Origin of the sequence: Pseudomonas sp. (assembly GCF_028293835.1) — a bacterium.
Lineage (GTDB): Bacteria > Pseudomonadota > Gammaproteobacteria > Pseudomonadales > Pseudomonadaceae > Aquipseudomonas.
Genome location: NZ_JAQGNX010000063.1, coordinates 1 through 11,634, shown reverse-complemented (window position 1 = coordinate 11,634; position 11,634 = coordinate 1). Strand labels below are relative to the sequence as shown.

Genomic DNA, 11,634 nt, shown 5'->3' with positions numbered 1-11,634 from the left:
AGGTTGTGGGCTGGCCGCGCGACAGCGCGGCGTCGGAATCAGGCTGTCGCGTCGTAGAACATTTCGCTGCTCTTCTGCTCTATTAACGCCTGTTCGATGGCCGCTTGATGCACTTCGTCGGAGTGTTCCACACCTGCTTCCGGAAGAATCCCCAGACGCGAGAACAACTGCATGTCCTTGTCGGCCTGTGGGTTGGCAGTGGTCAGCAGCTTGTCGCCATAGAAAATCGAGTTGGCACCGGCGAAAAAGGCCAGCGCTTGCATCTGCTCATTCATCGCTTCACGACCGGCCGACAGGCGCACGTGAGATTGCGGCATCATGATCCGCGCCACGGCCAGCATGCGAATGAAGTCGAACGGGTCGATGTCTTCGGCGTTTTCCAACGGCGTACCGGCGACCTTGACCAGCATGTTGATCGGCACCGACTCCGGGTGCTCAGGCAGGTTCGCCAGTTGCATCAGCAGGCCAGCACGGTCATCCAGGCTTTCGCCCATGCCAAGAATACCGCCGGAACAAATCTTCATCCCCGACTCACGCACATACGCCAAGGTCTGCAGACGCTCGCTGTAAGTGCGGGTGGTGATAATGCTGCCATAGAATTCTGGCGAGGTATCGAGGTTGTGGTTGTAGTAATCCAACCCGGCGTTAGCCAGCGCTGCGGTTTGATCCTGATCGAGACGACCCAGTGTCATGCAGGTTTCAAGGCCCATGGCTTTCACGCCCTTGACCATCTCCAACACGTACGGCATGTCTTTGGCCGACGGATGCTTCCAGGCAGCGCCCATGCAGAAGCGCGTAGAACCGATGGACTTGGCGCGAGCAGCCTCTTCCAAGACTTTCTGCACTTCCAGCAGCTTCTCTTTTTCAAGCCCGGTGTTGTAGTGGCCGGACTGTGGGCAATATTTACAATCTTCCGGGCAGGCGCCGGTTTTGATTGAGAGCAGCGTCGACACCTGAACACGGTTGGCGTCGAAGTGAGCGCGGTGCACGGTCTGCGCCTGAAACAACAGGTCATTGAATGGCTGTACGAACAGCGCTCTGACCTCGGATAAAGTCCAGTCGTGACGCAGAGTGGCGGTGATGCTGGCGCTCATTGGGCGGCTCCTTGTTTGTTTCTTGGCTTGCGCGGATTGGCGCGGATAAAACACACGTCCAAAACGTACTACACGGATGTTCGGCATATTTAAGGAAGAGCCATGCGCTGTCAACCATATAGCACACGCCAGGTTTACATCTGGTTAAAAAACAAACAATCGTGCTTGCTGTGCGACGAAAGTACCGACGCGTTATTTGCCATATGCGCCGGTTGCGAAACCGACCTGCCGTGGCTGCGGGATCACTGTGAGCGTTGCGCGCTACCCATGCCGATGTCCGGCCTGACCTGTGGACAATGTCGCAGGCAGCCACCGCTGTTCAGTGAAGTGGTGGTGCCGTGGCGTTACGACTTCCCCATCGACAGCCTGATCACACGTTTCAAGCACGAAGGAAAATGGCCCATGGGTCGCTTGCTGGCGGAGTTGCTAGGGGAAGCCTTGCAGCATCGCTTTGCCGAAGGCCTGCCGCGCCCTGATTGCCTGCTGCCGGTGCCACTGGCGAGTAAACGGCTGCGTAAACGTGGCTATAACCAGGCAGAAATGTTGGCCCGCTGGCTTGGCAAACAACTGGACTTGCTATCAGACGACCGCTTGCTGCTGCGAGTGCTGGACACCGCGAGCCAGCAAGGCCTGGATGCCAAGGCCCGGCAAATCAATCTGCGCAAAGCGTTTGCCCTTGCTGTTGGCGCGCAGATTAAAGGGAGGCACGTCGCTGTGGTGGATGACGTATTGACGACGGGTGCGACGGTTGACGCGGTGACGCGGCTGTTAATAGAAGCCGGCGCGCGGCGGGTGGATGTGTACTGTTTGGCACGGACACCAAAGCCGCAGGATTGATTAATCGCCGCAATCGACCGCACTGTCCCGCGGCAAACAAAGCCCCCTTGTAGGAGCCAACTTGTTGGCGAAGGGTCTGCCTGATGTGTCAGTTACAATGCCTCGCGAACAAGTTCGCTCCTACAGTTGGTTTTTCGCTCATTCCACAAATCTGCTACTGGCCGAAGGCTGTGGGTCTTACACTCCAAGCCTCACACCAAAAGCACAGCCATCATGCCCTTGCCTCTTCTGCTCACTCAGCACATGGTCCGTCGCCCGCAGCGGATCGCTTTGCTTCAGCACATTGCCGATCAGGGTTCGATTACCCGTGCGGCGAAAAGCGCGGGGCTCAGTTACAAGGCGACGTGGGACGCAATCGACGAATTGAACAACCTTGCGCAAAAACCATTGGTCGAGCGCAGTGTCGGTGGGCGTGGCGGGGGCGGTGCGCAATTGTCGGCGGAAGGCGAGCGCGTGTTGCGCCTGTACCTGCGCTTGCAAGCGTTGCAGACCCAAGTGCTGGAAGCCACCGAGGAAACCAGTGATCTGGATTTGCTCAGCCGTCTGATGTTGCGCACCAGCGCGCGCAATCAACTGCTTGGCCGTATTGAAACCATCACTCGCCAAGGGCACAACGACCGGGTGCGCTTGCTGTTGGCTGGCGATGTGTCGATTGATGCGCAAATCACCCATGAAAGTACGTTGCGACTTGAACTGGCAATCGGCACTGACGTTGTGGCGCTGATCAAAGCCGGCTGGCTCGAACTGCTGGGCGATGGGCAACCGGTAACACCTGGCCACAATTGCCTGGCCGGAAAAATCGAAGACATTCTCGACGCCGACGACGGCCCCAGTGAAGTGCGAATTTCCCTGCCCGGCGGTCAAACGTTGTGCTCTTTAGCCGAGCCAGCACAGCTCGCGGCATTGCAACTGGAAAAGGGCGCGTCGGTGCGCGCGCAGTTTGCACCGACGTACGTACTGTTGGGCACGCCGCTGTAGCCCAGCCAACGGAAAATCGAGACCCCTTTGTGTCAGGCCGAGCCCAGTGCGTTACCATACCGGGCCCGACGCGGCAGCCTGCTGCGCGCAGGAGTAAGCATGGCCCACCCGTTTGCAACACTCACGCCTGACCTGGTGCTGGATGCTGTCGAAAGCATCGGCTTTCTCAGCGACGCTCGTATTCTTGCGCTCAACAGTTACGAAAACCGCGTGTATCAAGTCGGCATCGAAGACGGCGAGCCGCTGATCGCCAAGTTCTACCGGCCTCAGCGCTGGACCAACGAAGCCATCCTTGAAGAACACAGCTTCACCTTTGAATTGGCCAATGTAGATATCCCGGTGGTGGCGCCCCTGATTCACAACGGTGAAACCCTGCATGAACACGCCGGTTTTCGCTTCACCCTGTTCCCACGTCGCGGCGGTCGGGCGCCAGAGCCGGGCAACCTGGATCAACTGTATCGTCTCGGGCAATTGCTCGGCCGCATACATGCAGTGGGTGCCACAAAGCCGTTCGAACACCGTGAAGTCCTCGGCGTTAAAAACTTCGGCCATGATTCGCTGGCCTTCTTGCTGGAGAACAACTGCATCCCGCGTAGCCTGTTGCCCGCTTACGAGTCGGTTGCCCGGGATTTGCTCAAGCGTGTCGAAGACGTCTACGCTGCCACGCCGCATAAAAATATCCGCATGCACGGCGATTGCCACCCCGGCAACATGATGGCCCGTGATGAAATGTTCCACATTGTCGATCTCGACGACTGCCGCATGGGTCCGGCAGCCCAAGACATTTGGATGATGCTTGCCGGTGATCGACAGGAATGCCTGAGCCAGTTATCGGAATTGATGGACGGCTACAGCGAATTTCATGACTTCAACCCACGTGAACTGGCGCTGATCGAACCGTTGCGCGCTTTACGCTTGATGAACTACAGCGCTTGGCTCGCCCGGCGCTGGGACGACCCGGCCTTCCCCCACAGCTTCCCCTGGTTCGGCACCGAGCGTTATTGGGGCGATCAGGTATTGGCGCTGCGCGAACAATTGTCCGCACTCAACGAAGAACCGTTGAAGCTGTTTTAGCCCCCGCACTTAGCGCCGTTGTTTCCGGACAGCGGCGCCGCTGACTGAACGCCGTTAACTATTTCGCCGCACAAGGAACATGCATGCACGCCGTCAACCCGCGTCGCGGGTACATCCTTGGCCTTACGGCCTATATCACCTGGGGCTTGTTTCCGCTTTATTTCAAAGCCATCGCATCTGTACCGCCTGTAGAAATCATCGTCCATCGCGTGTTGTGGTCAGCGCTGTTCGGCTCATTACTACTACTGCTGTGGAAACATCCGGGCTGGTGGCGCGAACTACGCGATAACCCGCGTCGTCTGGCGGTCCTCACGTTGAGCGGAAGCTTGATCGCCATTAACTGGCTGACCTATGTCTGGGCGGTAAACAACGGACGAATGGTCGAAGCCAGCCTCGGCTATTACATCAACCCATTAGTGAATGTGCTACTGGGCATGCTGATATTGGGCGAGCGCTTGCGGCCTCTGCAATGGCTGGCAGTGGGTTTGGCGGCGGTCGGTGTTGCGCAGCAAGTATGGCAAGTCGGCAGCCTGCCCTGGGTCTCGTTGGTGTTGGCGTTATCGTTCGCATTCTACGGCCTGATCCGCAAACAGGCACCCGTGGCGGCATTGCCGGGCTTGGTGGTGGAAACCTGGTTACTGGTGCCGTTAGCGATTGGCTGGATGGTGTTCAACCCCGCGGCGGTCAGCGCACAACCCGGTTTCTGGTCGACTTCCGAGGCCTGGTGGTTGGCAGCCGCGGGCCCCATCACGGTCTTGCCGCTGATTTGCTTCAACGCTGCAGCCCGGCATTTGCCCTACACCACATTGGGGTTTCTGCAATACGTGGCGCCTACCTTGGTGCTGTCGCTGGCAGTGCTGGTATTCGGCGAACAGCTTTCCAGCATCACGTTGGTGGCGTTTGCGTTTATTTGGTCGGGGCTGGCGGTTTACAGCGTCGACATTTGGCTACGTTCTCGTCGAAATGCGGCACAAAGCTATTCATAAACACGTTGGCTCCTACAGACAGATAGCAGAACAAACTCACTCTTCGGTTTTCAGCACCAGCTCAACCATCAGGTCATCCGCCAGAGTTTCCAAACGCTTCTGCAGTACCTCCAATGACAGCGTTAGCGGCACACCGAGAATCGCGTCGGCATGAAACAGCAGTTCGCTGCTCATGGGCGCTGGGGTGACGCTGGTGACTAACCGCTCAAGGTTCACCCCCTGCTCAGCCAACACCCGGGTAATGTCACGGACGATGCCCGGTCGGTCATTTCCCACCAGTTCCATCGCAATCGGCTTCCAGTTGCACGACTGCTCGATTTCACTCTTGGCCACCAGCACCCGAATGCCGTGCTCCGCCAATCTCTGTAAACCATCCAGCATTTCATCGTGGGATTCGGCTGGCACGCCAACTTTGATCACGCCGGCAAATTGACCGGCCAAGCGTGACATACGGCTTTCAAGCCAATTGCCGCCATGCTCTGCAATGCATTCGGCGATGCGCTCAACCTGGCCCGGTTGATCGGGAGCAAATACTGTTATAACGAGATGATCCACGCTCAATCCTCTTATTCTGAAGCGCCCGGCACTGGATAGTGCATAAATACGCAAGCTGCCCGAAGAAGTATAGGCAAGGGCAACCAAGCTCGGGCAAAACAAATCGTGTACCGTTTTAATAATTATCTGGAACAATCCATGTCATTTTTGAGAACATCCTGTCCCTTAGAGTGACCCGAAGTTAATAAAGGGTCGTTCAATGACGTATTTACCCAGATTTTCACAACCCAACGCTTCATGTAGTATGCCGCAGCGCGCACTACATAATGTTTGATCGATGAAAAGCTAACCGCTGAGCAGAGTGAGGCAAGTAATGACTGAACACGTTCAAGTCGGTGGCCTTCAGGTCGCCAAAGTCCTGTTGGACTTCGTCAATAACGAAGCCATTCCGGGAACCGGCCTTGATGCCGCCACGTTCTGGACCGGTGCAGAAAAGCTCATCAATGAGCTGGCACCGAAGAACAAAGCCCTACTCGCCAAACGTGATGATTTCCAGGCGCAGATCGATGCCTGGCACCAGGCTCAAGCCGGTACTGCCCATGATGCCCCGGCGTATAAAGCCTTCCTGCAAGAGATTGGGTATCTGCTCCCGGAAGCGGCAGACTTCCAGATCACCACACAAAACGTCGACGACGAAGTGGCGCGCATGGCAGGCCCGCAACTGGTGGTTCCGGTCATGAACGCGCGCTTTGCCCTCAATGCATCGAACGCACGCTGGGGTTCTTTGTACGACGCGCTCTACGGCACCGACGCCATCAGCGAAGCCAATGGCGCGGAAAAAACCAAGGGTTACAACAAGGTCCGCGGTGACAAGGTGATCGCTTTCGCCCGCGCCTTCCTCGACGACGCCGCGCCGTTGGCTGCTGGCTCCCATGTGGAGTCCGTCGGCTACAAGCTGATCGACGGCAAGCTGGTCGTATCGCTCAAAGGTGGCAGCAATACCGGCCTGGCCGATGACGCGCAACTGATCGGCTATCAAGGCCCGGCATCGGCTCCCACGGCGATTCTGCTCAAACACAACGGCCTGCATTTCGAGATTCAGATCGATGCCTCCAGCCCCGTCGGCCAAACCGACGCTGCGGGCGTGAAAGACGTGCTGCTGGAAGCCGCGTTGACCACCATCATGGACTGCGAAGACTCCATTGCTGCCGTTGATGCCGACGATAAAGTCGTGGTGTACCGCAATTGGCTGGGCTTGATGAAAGGCGATTTGGCCGAGCAGGTAACCAAAGGCGGCGAAACGTTTACACGCACCATGAACGCCGACCGGGTGTACAGCGCGCCGAACGGTGGCGAGGTCAGCCTGCATGGTCGTTCATTGCTGTTCATTCGCAACGTCGGTCACCTGATGACCATCGACGCCATTCTCGACAAGGACGGCAACGAAGTCCCGGAAGGCATTCTCGATGGTTTGCTGACCAGCCTTGCTGCGATACACAGCCTCAATGGCAGCAGCCAGCGCAGCAACAGCCGTGCCGGTTCGGTGTACATCGTTAAGCCGAAAATGCACGGTCCGGAAGAAGCGGCGTTCACTAACGAGCTGTTCGGACGCGTGGAAGACGTGCTGAATCTGCCGCGCAACACGCTCAAGGTCGGCATCATGGACGAAGAGCGGCGCACTACGGTCAACCTCAAATCCTGCATCCAGGCTGCCAGTGAGCGCGTAGTGTTTATCAACACCGGCTTCCTGGATCGCACCGGCGATGAGATTCACACCTCCATGGAAGCTGGCCCGGTAGTGCGCAAAGCGCAGATGAAAGCCGAGAAGTGGATCAGCGCTTACGAGAACTGGAACGTCGATATCGGTTTAAGCTGTGGCCTGCAAGGTCGTGCGCAAATCGGTAAAGGCATGTGGGCAATGCCTGACCTGATGGCGGCGATGCTTGAGCAGAAAATCGCTCACCCGCTGGCCGGCGCTAACACCGCATGGGTGCCGTCGCCCACCGCTGCTGCGCTACACGCGCTGCATTATCACAAGGTTGATGTGTTCGCCCGCCAGGTCGAGCTGGCCAAACGTGCGCGCGCGTCGGTCGACGATATTCTGACCATCCCGTTGGCGCCCAATACTGACTGGACGGCTGACGAGATCCAGAATGAACTGGACAACAACGCTCAGGGCATTCTCGGGTATGTGGTGCGCTGGATCGACCAGGGCGTGGGTTGCTCGAAGGTGCCGGACATCAACGATATCGGCCTGATGGAAGACCGCGCCACATTGCGGATTTCCAGCCAGCACATCGCCAACTGGTTACGCCATGGTGTGGTCAACGAAACTCAAGTTGTCCAAAGCCTCAAGCGCATGGCGCCAGTGGTAGACCGGCAGAACGCCAATGACCCGCTGTACCGCCCCCTGGCGCCGGATTTCGACAGCAACATCGCCTTCCAGGCCGCACTTGAACTGGTGATCGAAGGGACTAAACAACCCAACGGCTACACCGAACCAGTACTGCACCGCCGCCGTCGTGAGTTCAAAGCAAAAAACGGGATTTGACACTGAGATAAACTCCTGTAGGAGCTGCCGAAGGCTGCGATTCGACAGGGAACCGGTCGCCCTCGTGATGCCGCTGAAGGTCGTGCCGGTCGCCCGCGGCCCCGGCCTATCGCAGCCTTCGGCAGCTACTACAGGTTTTGTATTTGCTGCGCGACAGCGCGGTGTCGAAGACGTGGCGGCCCCTCCTACAGAACCCCCAACTCCCGTTTTACCAATTCCAATAGCCGCTCTGTATTTATCGGCTTAAGCAAAAAATCCACCACGCCCAGATGCATCGCCGCAATGGCGTCTTGAACATCCGCATCGCCAGAAACGATGATAATCGGCAGCGCCGCCAGGGTTGACTCGCGTACCCAACGGATCAGGTCCAGTCCGCTGCACGGCTCCATGCGCAAATCCGTAATCAGTAAACCGATGGATTTGGGGGTTTCAAGCAAACTCATCGCCGAGGCACAGTCCGCCGCCGTCAAACAGCTAATGCCGTTCAAACTGAGAATTTCAGCCAATAACTCTCGCGAGTCTCGATTGTCATCGACAATCAGCACCCGTTGTTGCGCAAGCGGATCAGAGTTTTGCATCGCCTCATTAATCGCTTCGCGCTCTTCATCACTCAAAAGGTCGAGATCGGACATACATCTCTCAATCGTTCATCTGCATTAGGACAGCGAATCCACAAAGGTGCGCTGTGCGTTTTATCGGCCCCCTACCCTAGACTTACGTCGAATGGGCACTTACGCGCAAGCGGTCGACCATGGCTGTCGAAAAAACCGATTCTAAAAACAGTTCTACATAAGCGGTATTGGTCATGAGTAAGGCAGATGCTTTCACCCAGGCAGGCAAGACGGCGGTGTTGCAGAACATACACGGCACCATCCAATTCCTGCAAAAATTCCCACCGTTCAACCAGATGGAAAACGCCCACCTGGCGTACCTAGTCGAACAGTGCCAGCTGCGTTTTTATGCAGCTGACGAAAGCATTATCAAGCCAACGGACGGGCCGGTAGAACATTTTTACATCGTCAAAACCGGTCGGGTAGTGGGAGAACGCACGCACCCGGCAAAGAGCGGAACCGAAACCACCTTCGAAATCTCCACAGGGGAGTGTTTCCCGCTGGCCGCGCTGCTGGGCGAACGCGCCACCCGCACTGAGCATCTGGCGGCTGAAGACACGTTTTGCCTGCAGCTGAACAAACTGGCATTTATCAAACTGTTCGCTATTTCCAGCGTTTTTCGCGACTTCGCGTTACGCGGGGTTAGCAGCTTACTCGATCAGGTTAACCAACAGGTCCAACAACGCGCCGCAGAGACCTTGGGCACCCAATATTCCTTGAATTCGCGCCTCGGCGAATTGGCCATGCGTCACCCGGTAACCTGCAGCCCTGACACTCCGTTGCGTGAAGCGGTCAAGCTGATGCATGAGCAACAGGTGGGCAGCATTGTGATCGTCGATGAACACAAGGCGCCGCTGGGTATTTTCACCTTGCGCGACCTGCGCCAAGTGGTGGCCGACGGCACCGGAGACTTCGGCTTTCCCATCGAAAAAAGCATGATCCAGAAACCGTTTTTTCTCAGTCCCGATGCCAGCGCTTTTGACGCGGCAATCGCCATGACTGAACGGCACATCGCCCACGTCTGCCTGGTTAAGGATCAGCGTTTATGCGGCGTGGTGTCCGAGCGTGATTTGTTTTCCTTGCAGCGCGTGGACCTGGTGCATTTGGCGCGGACCATTCGTAACGCGCCGAAAATCGAAAGCCTGGCCAACCTGCGCGGGGAAATCGTGCAACTGGTCGACCGCATGCTGGCCCATGGCGCTTCCTCGACGCAGATTACCCAGATAATCACTCTGCTCAACGACCATACCGTGTGCCGAGTCATCGAGCTGACGCTGCTGGAGAAAGGCGATCCTGGCATTGCGTTCAGTTGGTTGTGCTTTGGCAGCGAAGGTCGCCGCGAGCAAACGCTGTACACCGATCAGGACAACGGCATTCTGTTCGAAGCCAAAGACGCGGCGGAAGCAGCCGCCATCCGCGCGCAGTTGTTGCCCTTGGCCCAGCAGATCAACCAAAGTCTGGCGCAGTGCGGATTTACCTTGTGCAAAGGCAACATCATGGCGGGTAATCCCGACCTGTGTCTGTCGCGCGGAGAATGGGCGCGTCGTTTCTCTGCGTTCATTCGTGAAGCGACGCCAGAGAACCTGCTGGCCTCCAGCATCTATTTCGACTTGCGGGTGGTGTGGGGCGACGAGCGCAGCGCCGATGAATTGCGCCGTGGAATCCTCGATCAGGTCGCAGACAACCGGTTATTTCAACGCATGATGGCCGACAACGCGCTACGCCAGCGGCCTCCAGTCGGTCGCTTCCGGGAATTCGTGCTGGCCCGCAAGGGCGCTGAAAAAGCCACGCTAGACCTCAAGGTTCAAGGCCTGACGCCTTTTGTCGACGGCGCCCGCCTGCTGGCACTGGCCAACGGTGTCGAGGCTAATAACACCCTTGAGCGTCTGCGGGAATTGGTCGACAAAGAAGTCATCGAACCGCTGGATGGCGCCGCCTATGAAGAGGCGTACCACTTCATTCAGCAAACCCGAATGCAGCAACATCAGCTACAAAGTCGGCAAAACCTGCCGTATTCGAACCGCGTCGATCCCGACATTCTCAACCATTTGGATCGACGTATTCTGCGGGAGTCTTTGCGCCAGGCCCAACGCCTGCAAAGCAGTCTGACGTTGCGCTATCAGCTATGAACCTGTTTGCCTGGCTACGCAGTGCCGCACCCGCCCTCGATGCTCGCCAACGGCAGCGTCTGGAGAACCTGGCCACCTGCGCGCCAGTCAACGAAAATCCGTTGCGTCAGCAACGTTGGGTGGTGCTGGACCTGGAAACCAGCGGATTGAACCTCAACCGCGATCAGGTATTGTCCATCGGCGCAGTGGTGATCGAAGACGGCGCCATCGACTTCGGCCAACAATTCGAACGCACGCTGTTGCGCCCAGACCACAAGCTGAGTCCCAGCGTGTTGCTGCATGGTTTGGGACCGAGCGCCATCGCGGCCGGTAGCGAGCCGGTCGACGCACTGCTGGACCTGATGGAGTTTGTCGGCAACAGTCCGCTGATGGCCTTCCACGCGGCATTCGACCAACACATGCTGAGCCGTGCGCTCAAAGACAGCCTGGGCTATCGCTTGCAGCACCGATTTATCGATGTCGCGCAGATGGCGCCGATGCTGTTCCCCAATGCCAACATCCGCCAGGCGGGTCTCGATGACTGGACCGCGTTTTTCGGCCTGCAAGCGGGCGAGCGCCACCACGCCAGCGCCGACGCCTTGGTAACAGCCGAACTGGCACTGATCCTGTTCAGCCATGCCCGCAAACAATTGATCGACAGCCCTGCACGCCTGGAACAAAGTTTAAGTCAGTGGCGCAGACGGCAACAGGCGCATTCGTTTTAAGGCAAATCCCGGCCGTAATCCTGTCTAGTCCTGAAATAGGTTTACACCTATTTCGGTCTCAAAACGCCCGATGCACCGCATCGGGCGTTTTGTAATTTAGGGCCAGATGCGGTCGTTCAGCATTGTAAATCCGAACCGATTCATCGACCATTTTTGCTGCTTCTTCCAAGTTCTT

The 11,634-nt window shown here is 57.4% G+C and carries 11 protein-coding genes; 7 read left to right on the top strand and 4 right to left on the bottom strand.

The window, feature by feature from the left end; genetic code table 11:
- Window positions 1–38: 38 nt before the first annotated feature.
- Window positions 39–1,094 carry a biotin synthase BioB gene (bioB, locus tag JWR17_RS07110; RefSeq protein ID WP_299829714.1) on the bottom strand — a complete coding sequence of 352 codons (1,056 nt, stop codon included), beginning with the start codon at window positions 1,092–1,094 and terminating at the stop codon, window positions 39–41.
- Between the two features lie 102 nt (window positions 1,095–1,196).
- On the opposite strand from bioB, the gene JWR17_RS07105 reads away from it, so the two are divergent.
- The 4 genes from JWR17_RS07105 to rarD all read left to right on the top strand — a co-directional run bounded on the left by JWR17_RS07105 (window position 1,197) and on the right by rarD (window position 4,969).
- On the top strand, window positions 1,197–1,931 hold the full coding sequence (locus tag JWR17_RS07105; RefSeq protein WP_299829712.1) for a ComF family protein: 735 nt from the start codon (window positions 1,197–1,199) through the stop codon (window positions 1,929–1,931).
- A 213-nt stretch (window positions 1,932–2,144) separates the two neighbouring features.
- The gene (locus JWR17_RS07100; RefSeq protein WP_299829710.1) at window positions 2,145–2,909 is read left to right on the top strand and encodes a TOBE domain-containing protein; all 765 of its coding nucleotides are present in this window, start codon (window positions 2,145–2,147) and stop codon (window positions 2,907–2,909) included.
- A gap of 99 nt (window positions 2,910–3,008) precedes the next feature.
- Complete coding sequence (locus tag JWR17_RS07095; RefSeq protein WP_299829708.1) at window positions 3,009–3,983, top strand: serine/threonine protein kinase; 975 nt, start codon at window positions 3,009–3,011, stop codon at window positions 3,981–3,983.
- An 83-nt stretch (window positions 3,984–4,066) separates the two neighbouring features.
- Window positions 4,067–4,969 (top strand): EamA family transporter RarD, encoded by a 903-nt coding sequence (rarD, locus tag JWR17_RS07090; RefSeq protein ID WP_299829706.1) that lies wholly within the window; start codon window positions 4,067–4,069, stop codon window positions 4,967–4,969.
- A 36-nt stretch (window positions 4,970–5,005) separates the two neighbouring features.
- Here the strand turns inward: rarD and JWR17_RS07085 are convergent, their stop codons facing one another.
- On the bottom strand, window positions 5,006–5,524 hold the full coding sequence (locus JWR17_RS07085; RefSeq protein ID WP_299829704.1) for an ACT domain-containing protein: 519 nt from the start codon (window positions 5,522–5,524) through the stop codon (window positions 5,006–5,008).
- Between the two features lie 313 nt (window positions 5,525–5,837).
- On the opposite strand from JWR17_RS07085, the gene JWR17_RS07080 reads away from it, so the two are divergent.
- Window positions 5,838–8,015, top strand: coding sequence for a malate synthase G (locus JWR17_RS07080; protein ID WP_299829702.1), 2,178 nt, complete (start codon window positions 5,838–5,840; stop codon window positions 8,013–8,015).
- 185 nt (window positions 8,016–8,200) lie between these two features.
- Here the strand turns inward: JWR17_RS07080 and JWR17_RS07075 are convergent, their stop codons facing one another.
- Entirely contained in the window at window positions 8,201–8,647 is a 447-nt protein-coding gene (locus tag JWR17_RS07075) for a response regulator (protein ID WP_299829700.1), read from the bottom strand.
- Window positions 8,648–8,820: 173 nt separating this feature from the next.
- Here JWR17_RS07075 and JWR17_RS07070 point away from each other — a divergent pair, with 173 nt between their 5' ends.
- A complete protein-coding gene (locus tag JWR17_RS07070; RefSeq protein ID WP_299829698.1) occupies window positions 8,821–10,755 on the top strand; it encodes a putative nucleotidyltransferase substrate binding domain-containing protein in 1,935 nt (644 codons plus the stop codon).
- The gene (locus JWR17_RS07065; protein ID WP_299829696.1) at window positions 10,752–11,459 is read left to right on the top strand and encodes a 3'-5' exonuclease; all 708 of its coding nucleotides are present in this window, start codon (window positions 10,752–10,754) and stop codon (window positions 11,457–11,459) included. Before JWR17_RS07070 ends, JWR17_RS07065 begins: the two co-directional genes overlap by 4 nt.
- Window positions 11,460–11,517: 58 nt before the next feature.
- Here the strand turns inward: JWR17_RS07065 and JWR17_RS07060 are convergent.
- Window positions 11,518–11,634: integrase core domain-containing protein (locus tag JWR17_RS07060; RefSeq protein WP_299829785.1), on the bottom strand; the 117-nt coding region annotated here is incomplete at its 5' end.

Coding starts and splice junctions, on each gene's coding strand:
- bioB (WP_299829714.1), bottom strand. CDS start 1,094: ATGAGCGCCAGCATCACCGCCACTCTGCGTCACGACTGGACTTTATCC.
- JWR17_RS07105 (WP_299829712.1), top strand. CDS start 1,197: ATGCGCTGTCAACCATATAGCACACGCCAGGTTTACATCTGGTTAAAA.
- JWR17_RS07100 (WP_299829710.1), top strand. CDS start 2,145: ATGCCCTTGCCTCTTCTGCTCACTCAGCACATGGTCCGTCGCCCGCAG.
- JWR17_RS07095 (WP_299829708.1), top strand. CDS start 3,009: ATGGCCCACCCGTTTGCAACACTCACGCCTGACCTGGTGCTGGATGCT.
- rarD (WP_299829706.1), top strand. CDS start 4,067: ATGCACGCCGTCAACCCGCGTCGCGGGTACATCCTTGGCCTTACGGCC.
- JWR17_RS07080 (WP_299829702.1), top strand. CDS start 5,838: ATGACTGAACACGTTCAAGTCGGTGGCCTTCAGGTCGCCAAAGTCCTG.
- JWR17_RS07075 (WP_299829700.1), bottom strand. CDS start 8,647: ATGTCCGATCTCGACCTTTTGAGTGATGAAGAGCGCGAAGCGATTAAT.
- JWR17_RS07070 (WP_299829698.1), top strand. CDS start 8,821: ATGAGTAAGGCAGATGCTTTCACCCAGGCAGGCAAGACGGCGGTGTTG.
- JWR17_RS07065 (WP_299829696.1), top strand. CDS start 10,752: ATGAACCTGTTTGCCTGGCTACGCAGTGCCGCACCCGCCCTCGATGCT.